This is a genomic window from Ruegeria sp. BHSA163 (assembly GCF_059613365.1).
Map to the genome: position 1 here is coordinate 87,079 of NZ_JBXWSJ010000003.1, position 15,883 is coordinate 102,961.

Genomic DNA, 15,883 nt, shown 5'->3' on the forward strand with positions numbered 1-15,883 from the left:
AGTCTGGTATAAGCCGCTTCAGCTAATGAACGACAAGGTCCTACGGACAAGTTTCAATCGCCAGATCTTTAGAAGAGTTTTTAAATTGACGTGCCAAGAAGTCTATGAATGCGCGGGTTTTTGGCGCCAAATTTCGCTTGTCCGCGAACATTACGACAATGTCGGTACTGTTCGGCGAATATTCGGGCATGACCTGAACCAACTCGCCCGAATTAAATTCTTGCTCAACCATATAACAGGGCAGTCTGGCGATCCCGAGACCTGCAAGAGCCGCCCGGTATATCACATCTGTACTGTTACCTTCAAAATTCCCTTGCGCCACAAATAACTGGTTGCCGTCGATCTCTGCTTGCCCCCAAGAATTCCGAAACTTGCTTCCCGCAACCCTTAAGCAATTGTGTTGTGCCAAATGTTCAAAGTTCGAAGGCGTTCCGCAGCGCTCTAGGTATTTTGGTAATGCGCATAAAACCCGACGGCTTTCCATAATACGGCGCACGATCGTGTCAGGGCTTTTGTGTTGTTCGTCAAAGCATATGGCCGCGTCAAATCCTTCACTTTGCAAATCAACTTCCCTGTCCGTCAGGTCAAGTGCGACCTCAACTTCAGGGTTTTCTTCCATAAATTTGGGAAGTTGAGGGATCAATTGCGACTTTCCGAATGCAACGGTTGACACAACCTTGAGTTTGCCGCGAGGCGTTCCATCCTGATTTAATATAAGTGCCTCGGCCTCTTTGAATTTGTCGGCCATGGCTCTGCATTTTCGGTAAAATTCCATACCTTCTTGCGTAGGCGACACACCGGTTCGAGTTCTGTTAAGAAGGCGGTAATGGGCGCGATCTTCAAGCAATCCGATTTGTTTGCTTACAGCAGAAGGGGTCTGATCCATTGACCGGGCAGCCGCAGAAATACTCCCGCGCTCAACGACGGTCGCAAAGATCAACATTTGCGCAGATATATCCATTTCACACCATTGGCCTGTTCCAAATTGGAATGGGTCCTGTTCCAATTTAAGAAATTGTGAGCGCTATCAAGCTCGGTTACTTCTGCAGTGCAGCATAAATACTGCAATGCAGCAATAGACGAGGCGCAATTATGGCAAATACAAGATCGATTACTTCGTTAGAGGTCGTTCTGCATGCTGGCCGCACAGTCTTTCAGCAAAAGCGGGATGCCGTGCGGGCCGCCATCACCAAAAGAAAGGTCTATCTAAACACTTATCGCGAACTTTCTAATCTCACTGACCGTGACCTCAATGATTTAGGTATTCCGCGTGGCAGTATCAAAGGACTGGCAAAGGAGGCAGCAAATGACCTTTAAATCGCAAGCAGTCGGGCCAAACTCGGATAACACATTGTTATATTTGAGTTCCATGTCACGTGGGGCCAAGAGTATATTGCCTCTGATCCTTTCGCGACTGAACAAAGTATTTGCAGGCATGCGCGGAGTATTAAGAACACTTCAAATGGCGCGAATGATGTCAACTCTATCCGAAATGAGTGATCACCAACTTACCCAGATCGGGATCTCGCGGGCAGACATACCAATGTATGCCGAGAAATTGCTTTCAGATGATTGGGGTGGCGACGCCGAAAACCTGTAAAAACATGTAATTACCAGGTGTTTAATAGGCACTATGAATCTGCTGGTTCTCGCTCCTCCCAGAGAATGCCAGCGCAAGCGGCGGCGAAAGTTCAACAGTGTACGCCAACGCAAAGGACCAGCCTCTTTATCTCCTCCCAAAGGGGCTGGTCTGATCTTTTATTTCGGCTGCGGGTAGTTGTGACGAATCTCCGTGAATTTAGGGCAGATTTTTTCTGAAAAACCTCGTCACCAACTCATGCGAAACTGGTGGCCTTCTAAACAAATAACTAATGATGACTCATTCAATGTCCGCATCTCTTGATTTTAAAAGAAGTTTTCCAGGATGCCTGTCGCGTAAGTGAATAAACGAATTTCGTTGAATGGTCATGGACAAAGATGATCGATGAAATTGATCTAAATTAAAGCGGAATTTGTGAGCATCGGCACAATGGCTGGCGAGAGAATGAGGAGGAACTTTCGATGCCAGATAAGACGCCGAAAACAAAACACCCCACAACATTGATCGACGTGTTCAAACAAATGCAGCCTTCGGAGTCTGTGAATCCTGTTCTTGGCGCTCAGATTGAGCAATTTTGGGACGCGCAGGAGAAGATGCTGGAAGAAGCAGAAAACTTTGCACAACATTGGTTTGAAAGGCGTCATGAGGCTGTTCGGTCTGCACTTAAGGCGGCGCGTACCGCGTCGTCGGCCAATGCAGGCGACCCATCGAAAGCCATGCAAACGATTACGGAATGGCAGCGTCACTCAGCAGAACGTCTGATCGCGGACGCTCAGGAATGGTTCGAAACAGTTGCCCGTTGTGCGGCATATGCGGCAGAAACTGAAGCGGAAGCCGTGGAGAAAACAATTGACGATGTTACCACCACAGCGAAAAAAGTTGGGCAGTCTTCAAAGTCAGAGCCGGTTTAGGGTGTTAACATTGGAAGTTTCCACTTGAATTTAACCCGATCAGTCGAAAGGACTGTACATGTACAAGAAAATTCTAGTCCCTGTGGCGCTGGATAGTGACCATGATACTCGGGCTTCTTTTGAAGCGGCGCGCCTGCTGGCTGACACCGATGCAGAATTCATTATGCTCCACGTGCAGGAACCTATTCCGGCGTATGTGGCGTCTCAGATTCCAGAAGAGGTTTTCAAGAACACACGCCATGAGATTCAGGAGAACCTACTCAAGAGTGCGTCAGAGTTGCCCGGCGCTCAAGCGAAGTTGGTTTCTGGGCATGCTGGCAGGGCGATTGTCGATTTCGCCAATGAACAAAATGTTGACTGCATTGTAATTGCTTCGCACAAGCCGGGCTTTGAGAATATCTTTCTAGGGTCAACTGCGAACAGGGTTGTGCATCATGCAAAGTGTGCGGTTCACGTAACCAGGTGAATCCACATCCACGTTGACTTAGCTTCAAAAACTATCGGGACGTTCAATGTCGCGCGTCGGGGCAAGCTGGAGCTTGGTCGCTGTTTTCGAGATAGTGCACTGCAAGGAGGTGTGCTGTGCGAGCAATGGTTTTCGATGGGAAGAGTCCCAGTCTGCGACTTTGTGAATTACCTATTCCAGTATCTGGCGCAGGGCAGGTGCAGGTGCAAGTCGAGGCGTGTGGTGTCTGCCGAACTGATTTGCACATCGTTGATCGTGACCTGAAAAGCCCCGTACTGCCGCTGGTCCCAGGACATGAAATCGTCGGGCGTATCAGTGACTTGGGAGACGGGGTGGGCAAGCTAAAAATTGGTCAGCGAGTCGGCGTTCCCTGGCTGGGACATACATGCGGTAGGTGCGAATTTTGTAGATCTCATCGCGAGAACCTTTGTGACGAGCCGGGGTTTACAGGATACACAATTAACGGTGGCTACGCCGAATACTGTGTGGCGGATTCGAGTTTTGTTTTCCCGTTGCCGGAAGAAAAAGAAGCGGCGGATTTGGCTCCGCTTTTGTGTGCCGGTCTGATCGGTTATCGCAGCTTCAGGATGGCTGGCGGTCCAAAATCCTTAGGTATCTATGGTTTCGGCGCTGCAGCTCATATCCTTTGTCAGGTTGCTACGTCGCTTGGCGTCGATGTCTATGCTTTCACAAGAGATGACGACATCGCAGCACAAAAGTTTGCCTTGGAATTGGGTGCTAAATGGGCCGGTGGCTCTTCTGAAAGTGCTCCTGAAAGTTTTGACGCATCAATCATATTTGCTCCGGTCGGCGCTCTTGTCCCACTTGCCCTTAAAGCAACCCGCAAAGGAGGGCGTATTGTTTGCGGCGGTATTCACATGAGTGATATACCGTCGTTTCCATATTCAGACCTGTGGGAGGAACGCTCTATTTGTTCCGTCGCCAATCTGACAAGGAAAGACGGTGATGAGTTTTTTGAATTGGTTTCGGAAATACCTATAGAAACCCGTGTATTAACTTATCCGCTGGAATGCGCGAATGATGCCCTTGACGACTTGCGATCCGGACGATTGCAAGGCGCAGCGGTTCTCTGTGTTTAGTTCCGACCCGTCTGGCTGCGCATACTCTACGACTTGTTTGCCAATTCTGCAGCCTTTTTCTAAAACCACACTTTTTCTCCAGGTCTGACATCTGGAAATGAGGTTGAAACTGCGCTTTTGTTCTTACCAGAGTGTGCATCGTCGAGACAGGTGATCCTCACTCTGCCGCTAATGAGATAACCGCCTTGTCTGAAATGGATTGATGTTTCTCGGAAATACGTAATTTTCTGAAACGCCCTTGGTAAACCAATGCAAAAACAGGTGGTGTGAAGAAAAATGACACAACGGTCGACAGCAACACGCCGCCTGCTATTGCCACCGCAAACGGGGGCCAGAATGCACCGCCACCTACTATCAGGGGGAGAAACCCGCCAAACGTCGTAACTGTGGTCGAGATGATGTGCCGGCTGGAACCGGTGACAACGCGCGCCATTGCGTTTCGGTCACCGCGACTTGCCCGCGGATCTTGTTGCAAGCCGGTGAGTATTATTATGGCCGCGTTTATCGAAACGCCGATGGAGCCAATCACGCCAATGATCGCCTGAATGCCGAACGGATATTGCATGATTGCAAGTGACAGCATAGAAAGACCAGCCGACAGGACACAAACCGCCAACGTCACCAAGGTTAACCTGAAAGAGTTGAATGTCAGGACGATTGTCGCGATGGACAGTGTCACGATCAACCCCACCGAAGCCATCAGATTGCCGACTGTGCTGGAACGTGCATCACTGTCTCCGCCCAAGGTCATTGTATATCCCAGCGGTAGCTCAAATCCCGAAACATCCAAGGCTTCCAGCACATCCTGCAGAGCTTCTTCAGGTAGTACACCAGGCACGATGAATGCCTGAATTGTGTTTTCACGGACGCCATCGGTCCGAGTAATTACGCTTTCAGCGGGTTCGACTATGGGTTTGGCAAGCTCGGACAAAGGAACCGCAGGAAACACACCAGTAGCGGAGATTGCAGCAGCGTCCGGCAGAAGGATAGGCATGCTGACTATAGTGCTCAGATCAGAGCGAATTTCGTCACCAAAACGCACCCGAACGGGTAGTTGCTCGGTGCCTTCTATCAATGAACCTCCGGTCACTCCCACCAACGCGGCGTCCAGCTGACCTGCTATGTCCGCAACATCCAAGCCAAGCAGGCGGGCATTTATCTCGTCAATCTCGAACCGGATTTGGGGGTTGCCGCCATTTACGCTTGCTCGGGCTTGTGTCACCAAATCGAGGTTGGCCATGACCGATCGAATCTCGTCACCCAGCTCGCGAAGAATTGTAATGTCTTGTCCCTGTATTTTTACCTCTATAGGCGCGGCAACTGGGGGGCCTTGAACAAGGTTGCGCACAATTATTTGTGCTTCGGTGAAATCTGTGTCCAGGCGACCCTGCAAATCTCCGACCAGGCGGGCGGCATCTTCCGCAGTTTTCGTTGTGATCATTGCCTGCGCAAATCCGGGCTCACGCGAGCGATTGCCAACTATGTTGTAATAGAAGGCTGGACCTGACTCTCCCACCGTCCAGTAGACGCTTTGCACGCCGGCATCAGCCAAAAGCATTTCGTCGATCAGCCGTGCTGTTGCCGTTGTGCCGGAAATCGAAGTACCCCCTGGCATATCAATTTCGATGTAGAATTGGTTTCTATCTACGCCCGGAAAGAATTGAGCAGTCAGAGTGGGAAATGCTGCAAATCCAAGAACGGGTAATACCAACGCCAGCGCGATGGACCGCACTGGGTTTGCGACCGAAATACGTATTGATGCCTCAAACAGACGGGCAAGTGCTGGGATACTGATGCCTTGAGCAAGTATTCCAGCGTCTTTTCTGTCAGATAAAACCCAGCCTGCAATTGCAGGCGTGACCGTCAAAGCAACCAATAAAGACCACACCAACATAAGTACAACGGCGATGGCTATGGCGCCTACAAAGTCACCAGCAGGCCCGGGCAGAAGGATCATGGGCATGAAAGCTAGCGCGGTGGTGATGGTGGAAGCCAACAGCGGAGCCGCCAATCGGCGTACCGCGTCGCGCACTGCAGTGATACGATCCATCCCGTCTTGCAAACGTCGCCGGATTTCGTCTGTCATCACGATTGCGGCGTCTACCAGCAAGCCTAAGGCCACAATCAGTCCGGTGACGGACATCTGGTGAATTGGCAGTCCAATCATGTTCATTGTTGCGAGCGTGGCAAGCGAAACGACCGGCAGAACAAGTGCGACGATTGCAGCGGCTCGAACACCAAGCGTTATGAACAGAACCGCAACCACGAGCGCGACACCGATTGCCATGTTAATCCCGACTTCGGTCAGGCGGTCTGTTGTGTATTTACTTTGGTCAAAGAGTAGTAACTCCTGAATACCCACAGGGACTGACGCAGAACCTTCTTCAAGTTCCTTTCGCACAAATCCAGTCCACCGGTCGATCTGAACCCCGTCTTGAGCAAGAACGCCCACAAGAACGGCTGGCATGCCGTTGGCAAATGCGATCGCAGACTCAGGCATTCGGGGGCCGCGATCCACTGTGGCGATGTCACCCAGTAGTACAACTGCGCCCTCGGCATTTTCGCGCAGAACAATGCTTCTGATGCGGTCAATTGTTTCGATTTCCCCACTGATATTTATGGTTAAATCCACATCGGACTGTAAGCGGCCTGATTGGACTTTTCCATCAGCTTCGGTTATCCGCTGCGAAATTTCAGTGGCACTCAGGCCTAATGCTGCGGCTTTATCCATATCAACGCTGACAAGGACTTCCTCTTCCGGCTGCCCAAAGTAATCAACGGCACGAGTGGCCGGGATCGTCCGCAATCTGTCGCCCAAGGATTCCGCATGGCGCGATAGCAGCGTTATTGGGAAATTCGGGCTGTCAGCCGCCACTGCGATCACCGCAGAATAGGCGGAAATGCCTTCTGCGTCGAAATCTGGTGGCAGAACACTAGTGGGAAAATTCTGACTGGCGTCATCGATCGCATCCCTTGCTTCGGCCCAAACTTGTTCGATGGTGGCTTCATCCAGCGTTTCAAGCAATTCAACGGAAACTACTGAAATCCCAGATCTGGAAACCGAACTTATCTCGTCTACTTCAGAAATTTTCCGCAACTCTTCCTCGATCTCAGCGGTTACCAGCGCTTCGACCCGCTCCGGGTCCGCACCCGGAAACTGAGTCGTCACAGTTGCAAACAGATTGGTGATTGTTGGATCTTCCTGCCGCCCCAACGAAAGAAAAGATGACAGCCCAGCGGATACCAACACTAAGATTATTAGAGCGACAAGCCTGGGGTGACGAAATGTAAGGGTTTCCATTTGTATCCTCCGTCACTCGTTGCCGCCAAATGCGACTCGCTGACCAACCGTCACACGCTGTGGCCCCCGATCAATCAAGACAGTGCCGTTGGGAAACATACCTCTGACAAAAACGCGGTCATCTTCGGCATGGATTACCTCTACGGTCGCAATGCGAACCGTTTTCTCAGCGTCCGCAACCAAAAGCGTCCATTGACCACGCGCCGCTTCTTTTAGTGATGTTGTAGGAACCCAAGTGCCGGTACTTTCGACCGGGTCACTGATGTGAACACGTGCGGTCTGTCCAAACACGACGTTGGGACCGTCTTTCAGGTCAAAAAGTGCTGTACGCGTCCGGGTTAGTGGATCGACATCTGGACGCAAAGTAGCCAGCTTCGCTTGATACTGGTTGTCGGCAATTTCGACTTCAACATCGGCCAAAAGTGAAGGCTCCACATCAAGTGGAATACCTATTCGCACCTGCGGTGACACGATTTCGACCATTCCCAAAACAAGCTCTCCAGATAGTAGCGTTTCACCGCCGTCGACATGCCGGGAGGTAATTTGACCTGCGAAGGGAGCTTTAATACTGGATTTGTCGATCCGAACGGTCACGTCGCGTAAAGCTGCGTCTAGCTCTCCCATTCTGGAAAGCAGTTCATCTTGCTGAGCTATTGCCTCGTCCAGACGAGCCTGACTGGTAAATCCTTGCTCGATAAGTTTTGTACTGCGTTCAACGGTTTTTTGGGCAAAGGAAAGCAGCGCCGCTATAGCTTTGCGAGATGCGGACAGGCGATCACGTTCAACTTCCAGCAACGCGATATCCAGCGTAGCAAGCAGTTGACCTTTCGAAACCTCATCTCCCTCGTCGACCAGTATTTTTGCGAGGGTTCCGTTCAACTCAAAGGAAATATCTGCAGACCGTTGTGGCTCGACCTGACCGATGAAAACCCGATCAACTAAGTAATGACTTTCTTGACTAATAGGCGTTACTGAAACGGGCGTCACCGAGGCGGCGTCAGGAGCGGGAACAGCGTTCGCTCGGCGCGAAAGCTCAGAAGCTCCTAAGTGGACCGCTGCAGCAGCGACGAGGATGACGCCTACGGTCAAACTAAGCTGTGTTATGCGGTGAAGGACGCGTGAAAAAGGGCTTCGCTTAGCAGGAGCAGAAGCGGAAATCTCTGGATTCGGCATTTTGACCTCATCAAGTTAGTCTCTCTAACATATGTTAGAACTTCTCACTTTGACAAGGGATACGTGATCTGCCAAACCTTGGATCATGACAGACACCAAAATAATCAAGAACTCTGGCGGCAACGCGGAAAGCCGAATGGCGGAAAAAAAAGCCTACCATCATGGTGATCTACGAGCGGCTTTGATAGAGGCGACGCGGCAGTTGGTTGAGGAAAAAGGCCCGGACAGTTTTTCAGTTTCGGACGCATGCAGGTTGGCAGGTGTGTCCACGGCAGCACCTTACAAACACTTCAAAGACAAGAACGAAATGCTTGTTGCCGTTGTTCTTGAGGGAATGGCCAGGCATCGTGCAAATATGCTTTCCGCTTTGCAAGAATTCCCGGAAGGATCGCCAGAACGTATAACGGCCATTGGTATGGAGTATGTTGCGTTTGCCATGAACGAGCCGGGTATTTTCCGGCTCAAGTTTGGGGGATTCACCGATCGCATTGCTGACCCCCGGCTCGAGGAGGGTGGGCAACAAAGCTTTGGAATTCTGCTTTCCGAGGTCGCAAAATGCCTAGGCGAATCCAGAATCACCGAAGAGGTTCGCCGTCGCGGATTCCTGCTTTGGAGTTTTGTTCACGGACTGTCTTTTATTTTGCGTGACCGAGGCCTGGCCGACAAAGGTGAGGAGTTCGATCTGCATGATCTGCTGAAAGACGTGTCAGAAAGAATGTTGAAATAGGCCAAGACATGCAAAGTCACGACACCGGATTGTGAGGCAGACCTGTATTAACGGATCTCTAGTGACTTTTCGAAATTTTTTGAGAGCGAGATTTTATTAAATGTCGGGATTCATGCATTTAAACGTTTCGGAATCTTAGCGTGGTGGTTGAACAAAGAATGCCAGACAAGCGCGTCAAACTCAGCGAACTCAAAACTGATAGCCATTTTCCAACCAAGTAACTTCTTCGGCAGGTAAAAGGCTCCGAATTCGTCGGCTATAAGTTTCCATTTCCTCCGGTGAAATGCGCCCCTCCCACTTGTTTGATGTGCCAGAAGAAAAGAAATCCGCGAGGTCGTGGAAAGGCGTGTCTTTATGAAAACGGCGCTCACTACTTTCAACGGCTTTTCGCATTTGTTTAAAACTAGTTGCCTCAGTGATTTCATCCCTGAGTGATTGCGGTAGAGGCACTTTCATTATTCGCGCAAGCTTTTCGACCTGACCGGATAAATCCCGGGACATATCGGCGTAATGAAAAAAATGCACGTTGCCATTGTCTTTGCGCTCTTTTGCCTGTTGGTAGTGATGAACAAATGAGGCAAGCGTTAAATCGTCGGTCCCAGCATCGGTGGCCGGCGCATTAACAAAACGCTGAAACCCCTCGCTCTCGCTTTCTGGAAACATATAATCGAGCCAGTCCTCCTTCATATTTCCCGCATGAGTTCGCAATGAAAAGTGAGCGTCAACTGGATGTCTGTATACAACGATGTAGGTCGGTTCGCGCCCGTAGGCGATCCCGTCCATTGGGGTGTGGCTTTTAATACATCTGCGACGGTCCAAGCTGTTCAAAAATTCCGCGATTTCCTTTCGATCACGAAAACCACAGTCAAGCCATGGGGCATCTTTTGAGTTTCCGGCATCCGGAACGACGCGTTGGTATATGAGCATCATTACGATGTTCAGCATCCATGTGGTTCCGCATTTAGGGGGTGTGGTCACAATTACGTCGTCCGGACGCAATTCGAAGCCGTTCCAAATTTCAGTGTTGGTTACGGTGCCGCAATAATCTCTAAGCCGCTCTGTCGTTAACATTTCCATCTCCAACTCGGACCTGAATTCAAAAATACCAGATTTCGAGAAGCCGACGACCAATTTTGTCAAATGCTATCGCTCAAGTACCCAGGTAATGGATGTTCAGGCGTCGGATTTTTGGGGCTTCCCGATGTTCAAACAAGTAAAGACTTTGGACTTTGCCCAATGGAAGAAGTCCGTCATTTATCGGTACAGATAACTGGGTCTGGGTAAGAAGCGCCCGCAGGTGAGACGGAGCATTGTCGTCTTGTTCAGGTTTATGACGGTACGCTCCCGCAGACTTGGGTACGAGTTTCTCAAAATAATCCAAGATATCCTGCTGCACGTCCGGATCCGCATTTGCTTGGACCAACAATGAAGCACCAGTGTGAGCGCACCAGATTGTAAGCAAACCGGAAAGGAAACTGCGGCTGGTGATTTCGTGCTGTATCAATTCGCTTATATCTGTCAGTGACTTTCCGGGTGTGGAAACTGAAACTTCAAAAAACTCTTGTTTCATATAGTTTTAACTCTACACGAAGTCATCTCTGCGAGGCGTGAAGCAGTCAATTAATTCTCCTTCTTCTTGGCATATACAGCCGTGTTTTTGATTCGAAGGGATAATAATACTGTCGCCTGGCCCAAGCACCTCTTTCACATCGCCAACAGTGAATTCAAAGCGACCGGATTTGACAAATGTTGCCTGAACATGCGGGTGCTGATGGAGTAACCCCTCGGCACCTTCATCAAAGCGAAACGAAACCATCATTAGGTTAGGATGATCCGCCAAGACCTGACGCGTCACGCCTGGGTCGGTGGGCACGATAGGATTAAGCAATACCATTACTGGGTCGTCCTTTTGAAATGTCTAATTTTCCAACTTACTCAAAGTAGTCAGCGTGTTTAGCGTGTATTTCTTCGATTGTGTTATCGATCCTGCTCAAGTGGCGACGGACAACATTTGTTGCCGCATCTACGTTTTTGTCGGAAAGCGCTTTGGCAAGGTCAAAGTGGTCTTCGTATAGAGTTTTGGCTTCGCTTTGGCGGCCGAGGCTCAAAACGCAAAGCCGGTCAATTTTTCTTTTGCATTCTTGAATGGTTTCAAATGCCAGGGGTTTTCCGCTCAGTTCGCAGATTAGCCTGTGGAACTCATAGTCCAGTTGGTGAAATCTTTCCGTTTCGTTTTTTTCTATAACGCTCAGTTGCTCAGCCAGATTCTCCTTAAGGGCCAGAGCGTGCTCGGGTCGCCAGACGCTGCAAGCCGCGCGCACAACTTCCAGTTCAACTGCCAAACGAACGAAACGGGCATGTTCTATGCGCTCCATTGAAAAGCTACGCACCTGAGTGGCTTTCTGTGGTCGTATCAAAAGAAGGTCTTGCGATTCTAGTTTGGTGAAAGCGTCGCGAACCGGTTGTCGGGAAACATCAAACCTTTTGGCAATGTCTGCCTCTGACAACTTGGTTCCAGGCAGCAATTCCAGTGTGACGATAGCTTCGTACAGATAATCATACACGATATCTGCGGTCGTGCGCCGAGCAAGTTTTTCCTTAAGACTTTGCATTTGTTTCCTTTTTCGCCATCTCAAATAGTTTGGGAAAGCGCCAGTTAATTCAAAGTGTCTGCGCCAAGTTAGCTTTCTGCGCGACTGCTGCCAACGTTCTTGAACCCTGCTGATTTCTTGTTCGCACAATATGGCCAGAAATATTCAGTTGACAATACTAGTATCCTAGTCGACTAAATAATGCAATCTCGTTGAGGCGGTGCGGTTGTCAGGACGCTGGATGGAACCCGTCAAAGAGAACCCGCAATCAGAAAGGACCAAAAATGACAGGATCAATCGCAGAGAAATTTGGCGCCCGTCAAAACCTCGAAGGAAAAGTCGCGATTGTTACTGGTGGTGGTCGAGACATTGGGCGCGCCTGCGCAATGCGGCTTGCAAAAGCAGGAGCATCGGTCTCGATCAATTTTCACAGTTCTTCTGAAGGGGCGGATTCTGCTGTCTCGGAAATCCGGAAAAACGGAGGAAACGCAATTTCGCTTCAAGGCGACATGACATCAGACGATGATGTCAAAGCACTTGTTTCAGAAACTCTTTCTGCTTTTGGCGGGTCTATTGATGTCCTGGTGCATGTGACTGGAGGGTTAGTGGCGCGTAAGACGATCGCGGAAATGGATATAGCCCACTGGCAAGACGTGATGGAATTGAATGCCACGTCATTCTTGCGCGTCGTTAAGGCGGCTCTACCACACATGAACGTCGGCGGAGCGATCGTTGGTTTTGCCAGCCAAGCTGGCAGAGATGGGGGCGGCCCGGGTGCGGTTGCCTACGCCGCATCGAAAGGCGCAATTATGACAATGACACGCGGGCTGGCTAAGGAACTGGGGCCAGACATCCGCGTGAACTCGGTTTGTCCTGGGATGATCGACACCGATTTTCACAACATTTTCACAAAAAATGAGGTGAGAACCAACGTGGCTGAGGCAACGCCGCTCAAACGCGAAGGTTCTTCGGAAGACGTCGCGAACCTGGTGGCTTACCTGGCATCGGATGAAGCTGCTTTCGTCACTGGCGCAAACATCGACATCAACGGGGGTCTGCTTTTTTCATAACCGGTTTTGACCGGACAATAGCTCAAGAAACCAATTTTCTAGGGAGGAAGAAATGACGATGAAACAATCCAAAGCACTATTTGGCGCCGCGACCGTGGTAGCCGTGTTGAGCAACTCAGCTTTTGCAGCAGATTGGCGCGGTTGGAATATTCACGTGGACGGTTATCCCAACACGATAGCCATGGATAAATTTGCCGAACTCGTAACCGAAAAGACGGACGGCGAAATAAACGTCCAGATGTTCCACGGAGGTACTTTGGGTAGCCAACCTGACGCTGTCGAGCAGGTACGGGCAGGCGCGTTGGAAGTTGGAAACTTTAACCTCGGCCCAATCGGTCCGATCGTTGCGGAAGCCAACGTTGTTTCACTGCCTTTCATTTTTAAGGACGTGCCACACATGTTCCGGGTTCTGGAAAGTGAGGGCGGCGAAGCAATTGCCGCTGGGATGGCTGAAAAGGGTTTAACACCGCTGGCTTGGTACGATGCTGGCGCTCGCTCGTTCTACAACGGCACAAAAGCGATCAATACGCCTGCTGACGTCGAAGGCATGAAAGTGCGTGTCATGAACAACGACCTGTTTACGGGAATGATAGCCGAGCTTGGAGGAAACCCTTCACCAATGGCATTTGCCGAAGTTTATCAGGCCTTGAAAACGGGTGTCGTCGACGGGGCAGAGAACAATTGGCCATCGTACGAGTCGACCGGTCACTTTGAAGTAGCTGGCTATTACTCTCTTTCACAGCATCTGATCATTCCTGAATGCATCTGTATAAACACTGATACATTCAGTGCCCTTTCACCTGAAATGCAATCGGCCGTCCGCGAAGCGGCGGAGGAGTCGGCCGAATTGCAGCGCCAACTTTGGGCTGAGCGCGAGGCGGCAAGCCGTACAGCGGTTGAAGCAGCCGGAGTAGTTGTGAACGAAGTTGCAGACAAAGCACCGTTTCAGGCTGCAATGGGGCCGGTTTACGAAGCCTACTTTTCGACCAACCCGAATCTACGCCCGTTGGTCGAGACCATCCAGGCAACAGATTGAGACAGAAAGCTCTAGCCTGAAAATTCCCGACCACGGTGATGCGTGGTCGGGTGCTTAACGCAGGAAATGATCTTATGAAAGTAGCTTCCGATCTGCCTGTATCGATACGCAATATGGTTCTTATTCTTGATTGGATCGCGTATGTTTGCCGGGTTTTAACGGGTATTGCGCTGGTGGTGATCACCGTAATCTTCGGTTGGCTTGTATTTGGTCGGTACGTCCTGAACGCCACACCAACTTGGGTCGAACAGGTCGCTTTGTTGCTTGTGATGACAATCGCATTTCTTGGAGCTGCGGTTGGAGTGCACGACAATTCCCATTTGTCTGTTTCGCTTTTACGGTCTGCCGTTCCCCCTTGGATCAGAAGAGTATTGGTCGTCTCTACTGATGTCCTGATGGCTGGCTTCGGTGGGTTGATGCTGTGGTTTGGTGCTCGACTTACAATTTTCAAATGGGGATCACTCATTCCGCTGATCCAAGTGCCTGAGGGTTTGCGTTCATTGCCGCTGACAATTGGTGGGGGGCTTATTCTTGTGTTCTCCATCGGTCATCTGATCCGTGTGTTTGTCGGTGGCGATGAACGTAGCGGCAGCATTGAATAGAGGCGTTTGATGGGAATTCTTTTTCTGCTGGCAGTATTTGCACTCTGCGTTCTGATTGGAACGCCTGTGGCCTTTGCATTGGGTATTGCAGCAATTTCGGCCTTTTGGTTTGAAGGGTTGCCGTTGATGATTGGCTTTCAAAGGATCGTCTCCGGCATCAACGTCTTCTCGCTGATGGCCATTCCATTTTTTATTTTTGCTGGCGAGTTGATGTTTCACGGCGGCATCGCGATGCGCCTCGTCAGGTTCGCGTCTGCTGCGGTCGGTGCCGTTAGAGGCGGACTTGGGATAGTTAACGTTTTTTCGTCGATGCTATTCGGTGGAATCTCCGGCTCGGCAATAGCCGATATCTCGGCCCTTGGGTCCATTCTTGTGCCAGTGATGAAGGAAAAAGGGTATGATGCCGACTACGCTGTCAATGTGACTGTAACCTCATCAATTGCCGGGATTATCATTCCACCCAGTCACAACATGATTATTTTTGCTATTGCGGCTGGGGGCGGTGTCTCCATCTCAAAGTTGTTTCTGGCAGGTGTTTTTCCGGGAGTATTGATGTGCATCTGCTTAGCCGTAGCAGCGTATTTAGTGGCCGTCAGGCGAGGATATCAGGCGGAAAAATTTCCCGGTTGGCGTGCGCTTCTCCTAAGTTTCGTTAGTGCGATTCCAGGCTTGCTGACGGCTGTAATAATCGTTGGGGGCGTATTGTCAGGCATCTTCACAGTAACGGAGTCAGGTGCTTTCGGCGCGATATACGCTTTCGTCGTTACTTTAATTGTTTACCGCAGCATTACCTGGGAAAACTTCTGCATCGCCGTGTCTTCGGCTGTGCGCACAACAGCAATGGTCATGATCTTGATCGCGTGCGCAGGTGCATTTGCTTACATGCTGACCTTCTACCGAGTGCCAGACAAAACGGTCGAACTGCTTACGGGGTTGACCGAAAACCCCATTATGATCTTGTTGATGATAAACGTGGTCTTGCTGGTCCTGGGAATGATAATGGATATGGCTGCACTGATCTTGATTTGCACGCCAATTTTCCTGCCGGTCGCAAACAGCTTGGGGATCGATCCATTGCAATTCGGTATGATCTTACTGGTCAATCTGGGATTGGGCTTGTGCACTCCGCCTGTCGGGTCGTGCCTATTTGTTGGATGCGCGGTAGGCAAACTGCCAATGGAGAAAGCCGTGCGGACGATTTGGCCCTTTTATTTGGCCATTCTTGTCGCACTAATGCTGATAACGTTTGTTCCGGCCATCTCAATGACTCTTCCAAATCTAATTGGTTGAGGGGCAAACCTTGCCC

At 50.3% G+C, this 15,883-nt stretch carries 17 protein-coding genes; 10 read left to right on the forward strand and 7 right to left on the reverse strand.

Translation table 11 applies throughout. The features are described 5' to 3' along the window. Window positions 1-40: 40 nt before the first annotated feature. Window positions 41-961: a LysR family transcriptional regulator gene (locus AC2FNV_RS02815; protein ID WP_496772337.1), complete on the reverse strand. Its 921-nt coding sequence runs from the start codon at window positions 959-961 to the stop codon at window positions 41-43. 131 nt (window positions 962-1,092) lie between these two features. Here AC2FNV_RS02815 and AC2FNV_RS02820 point away from each other — a divergent pair, with 131 nt between their 5' ends. The 5 genes from AC2FNV_RS02820 (at window position 1,093) to AC2FNV_RS02840 (ending at window position 4,077) form a co-directional block, all read left to right on the forward strand. After that, window positions 1,093-1,317 carry a DUF1127 domain-containing protein gene (locus AC2FNV_RS02820; protein ID WP_170476265.1) on the forward strand — a complete coding sequence of 75 codons (225 nt, stop codon included), beginning with the start codon at window positions 1,093-1,095 and terminating at the stop codon, window positions 1,315-1,317. Continuing rightward, on the forward strand, window positions 1,307-1,600 hold the full coding sequence (locus tag AC2FNV_RS02825) for a DUF1127 domain-containing protein (RefSeq protein ID WP_254442448.1): 294 nt from the start codon (window positions 1,307-1,309) through the stop codon (window positions 1,598-1,600). The genes AC2FNV_RS02820 and AC2FNV_RS02825 overlap by 11 nt, the downstream gene beginning before the upstream one ends. 461 nt (window positions 1,601-2,061) lie before the next feature. Beyond that, a complete protein-coding gene (locus tag AC2FNV_RS02830; RefSeq protein WP_170604048.1) occupies window positions 2,062-2,511 on the forward strand; it encodes a phasin family protein in 450 nt (149 codons plus the stop codon). Between the two features lie 58 nt (window positions 2,512-2,569). After that, on the forward strand, window positions 2,570-2,977 hold the full coding sequence (locus tag AC2FNV_RS02835) for a universal stress protein (RefSeq protein WP_170604046.1): 408 nt from the start codon (window positions 2,570-2,572) through the stop codon (window positions 2,975-2,977). A 125-nt stretch (window positions 2,978-3,102) separates the two neighbouring features. Further along, window positions 3,103-4,077 (forward strand): zinc-dependent alcohol dehydrogenase family protein, encoded by a 975-nt coding sequence (locus AC2FNV_RS02840; protein ID WP_174823137.1) that lies wholly within the window; start codon window positions 3,103-3,105, stop codon window positions 4,075-4,077. Window positions 4,078-4,234: 157 nt separating this feature from the next. Here AC2FNV_RS02840 and AC2FNV_RS02845 read toward each other — a convergent pair whose 3' ends face one another. Together AC2FNV_RS02845 and AC2FNV_RS02850 are read right to left on the reverse strand one after the other, a co-directional pair. Further along, window positions 4,235-7,378: an efflux RND transporter permease subunit gene (locus AC2FNV_RS02845; RefSeq protein WP_170604042.1), complete on the reverse strand. Its 3,144-nt coding sequence runs from the start codon at window positions 7,376-7,378 to the stop codon at window positions 4,235-4,237. Window positions 7,379-7,390: 12 nt separating this feature from the next. After that, on the reverse strand, window positions 7,391-8,551 hold the full coding sequence (locus tag AC2FNV_RS02850) for an efflux RND transporter periplasmic adaptor subunit (RefSeq protein WP_170604040.1): 1,161 nt from the start codon (window positions 8,549-8,551) through the stop codon (window positions 7,391-7,393). Between the two features lie 85 nt (window positions 8,552-8,636). Here AC2FNV_RS02850 and AC2FNV_RS02855 point away from each other — a divergent pair, with 85 nt between their 5' ends. Continuing rightward, window positions 8,637-9,278: a TetR/AcrR family transcriptional regulator gene (locus AC2FNV_RS02855; protein ID WP_254442447.1), complete on the forward strand. Its 642-nt coding sequence runs from the start codon at window positions 8,637-8,639 to the stop codon at window positions 9,276-9,278. 189 nt (window positions 9,279-9,467) lie between these two features. Here AC2FNV_RS02855 and AC2FNV_RS02860 read toward each other — a convergent pair whose 3' ends face one another. The 4 genes from AC2FNV_RS02860 to AC2FNV_RS02875 all read right to left on the reverse strand — a co-directional run bounded on the left by AC2FNV_RS02860 (window position 9,468) and on the right by AC2FNV_RS02875 (window position 11,890). Then, window positions 9,468-10,355, reverse strand: a complete 888-nt coding sequence (locus AC2FNV_RS02860; protein ID WP_496772368.1) for a sulfotransferase domain-containing protein — start codon at window positions 10,353-10,355, stop codon at window positions 9,468-9,470. 73 nt (window positions 10,356-10,428) lie between these two features. Next, window positions 10,429-10,848 (reverse strand): secondary thiamine-phosphate synthase enzyme YjbQ, encoded by a 420-nt coding sequence (locus AC2FNV_RS02865; RefSeq protein ID WP_496772342.1) that lies wholly within the window; start codon window positions 10,846-10,848, stop codon window positions 10,429-10,431. 12 nt (window positions 10,849-10,860) lie between these two features. After that, on the reverse strand, window positions 10,861-11,172 hold the full coding sequence (locus AC2FNV_RS02870) for a cupin domain-containing protein (protein ID WP_170604034.1): 312 nt from the start codon (window positions 11,170-11,172) through the stop codon (window positions 10,861-10,863). Between the two features lie 37 nt (window positions 11,173-11,209). Continuing rightward, window positions 11,210-11,890, reverse strand: coding sequence for a GntR family transcriptional regulator (locus AC2FNV_RS02875; RefSeq protein WP_170476247.1), 681 nt, complete (start codon window positions 11,888-11,890; stop codon window positions 11,210-11,212). Window positions 11,891-12,153: 263 nt separating this feature from the next. Here AC2FNV_RS02875 and AC2FNV_RS02880 point away from each other — a divergent pair, with 263 nt between their 5' ends. The 4 genes from AC2FNV_RS02880 (at window position 12,154) to AC2FNV_RS02895 (ending at window position 15,867) form a co-directional block, all read left to right on the forward strand. After that, on the forward strand, window positions 12,154-12,939 hold the full coding sequence (locus AC2FNV_RS02880) for an SDR family NAD(P)-dependent oxidoreductase (protein ID WP_170604032.1): 786 nt from the start codon (window positions 12,154-12,156) through the stop codon (window positions 12,937-12,939). 58 nt (window positions 12,940-12,997) lie between these two features. Continuing rightward, window positions 12,998-13,975 carry a TRAP transporter substrate-binding protein gene (locus tag AC2FNV_RS02885; RefSeq protein WP_170604322.1) on the forward strand — a complete coding sequence of 326 codons (978 nt, stop codon included), beginning with the start codon at window positions 12,998-13,000 and terminating at the stop codon, window positions 13,973-13,975. A gap of 74 nt (window positions 13,976-14,049) precedes the next feature. Beyond that, a complete protein-coding gene (locus AC2FNV_RS02890; protein ID WP_170604030.1) occupies window positions 14,050-14,577 on the forward strand; it encodes a TRAP transporter small permease in 528 nt (175 codons plus the stop codon). A gap of 9 nt (window positions 14,578-14,586) precedes the next feature. Further along, window positions 14,587-15,867, forward strand: a complete 1,281-nt coding sequence (locus AC2FNV_RS02895) for a TRAP transporter large permease (RefSeq protein WP_496772345.1) — start codon at window positions 14,587-14,589, stop codon at window positions 15,865-15,867. Window positions 15,868-15,883 lie beyond the last annotated feature (16 nt).

Coding starts and splice junctions, on each gene's coding strand:
- AC2FNV_RS02815 (WP_496772337.1), bottom strand. CDS start 961: ATGGATATATCTGCGCAAATGTTGATCTTTGCGACCGTCGTTGAGCGC.
- AC2FNV_RS02820 (WP_170476265.1), top strand. CDS start 1,093: ATGGCAAATACAAGATCGATTACTTCGTTAGAGGTCGTTCTGCATGCT.
- AC2FNV_RS02825 (WP_254442448.1), top strand. CDS start 1,307: ATGACCTTTAAATCGCAAGCAGTCGGGCCAAACTCGGATAACACATTG.
- AC2FNV_RS02830 (WP_170604048.1), top strand. CDS start 2,062: ATGCCAGATAAGACGCCGAAAACAAAACACCCCACAACATTGATCGAC.
- AC2FNV_RS02835 (WP_170604046.1), top strand. CDS start 2,570: ATGTACAAGAAAATTCTAGTCCCTGTGGCGCTGGATAGTGACCATGAT.
- AC2FNV_RS02840 (WP_174823137.1), top strand. CDS start 3,103: ATGGTTTTCGATGGGAAGAGTCCCAGTCTGCGACTTTGTGAATTACCT.
- AC2FNV_RS02845 (WP_170604042.1), bottom strand. CDS start 7,378: ATGGAAACCCTTACATTTCGTCACCCCAGGCTTGTCGCTCTAATAATC.
- AC2FNV_RS02850 (WP_170604040.1), bottom strand. CDS start 8,551: ATGCCGAATCCAGAGATTTCCGCTTCTGCTCCTGCTAAGCGAAGCCCT.
- AC2FNV_RS02855 (WP_254442447.1), top strand. CDS start 8,637: ATGACAGACACCAAAATAATCAAGAACTCTGGCGGCAACGCGGAAAGC.
- AC2FNV_RS02860 (WP_496772368.1), bottom strand. CDS start 10,355: ATGGAAATGTTAACGACAGAGCGGCTTAGAGATTATTGCGGCACCGTA.
- AC2FNV_RS02865 (WP_496772342.1), bottom strand. CDS start 10,848: ATGAAACAAGAGTTTTTTGAAGTTTCAGTTTCCACACCCGGAAAGTCA.
- AC2FNV_RS02870 (WP_170604034.1), bottom strand. CDS start 11,172: ATGGTATTGCTTAATCCTATCGTGCCCACCGACCCAGGCGTGACGCGT.
- AC2FNV_RS02875 (WP_170476247.1), bottom strand. CDS start 11,890: ATGCAAAGTCTTAAGGAAAAACTTGCTCGGCGCACGACCGCAGATATC.
- AC2FNV_RS02880 (WP_170604032.1), top strand. CDS start 12,154: ATGACAGGATCAATCGCAGAGAAATTTGGCGCCCGTCAAAACCTCGAA.
- AC2FNV_RS02885 (WP_170604322.1), top strand. CDS start 12,998: ATGAAACAATCCAAAGCACTATTTGGCGCCGCGACCGTGGTAGCCGTG.
- AC2FNV_RS02890 (WP_170604030.1), top strand. CDS start 14,050: ATGAAAGTAGCTTCCGATCTGCCTGTATCGATACGCAATATGGTTCTT.
- AC2FNV_RS02895 (WP_496772345.1), top strand. CDS start 14,587: ATGGGAATTCTTTTTCTGCTGGCAGTATTTGCACTCTGCGTTCTGATT.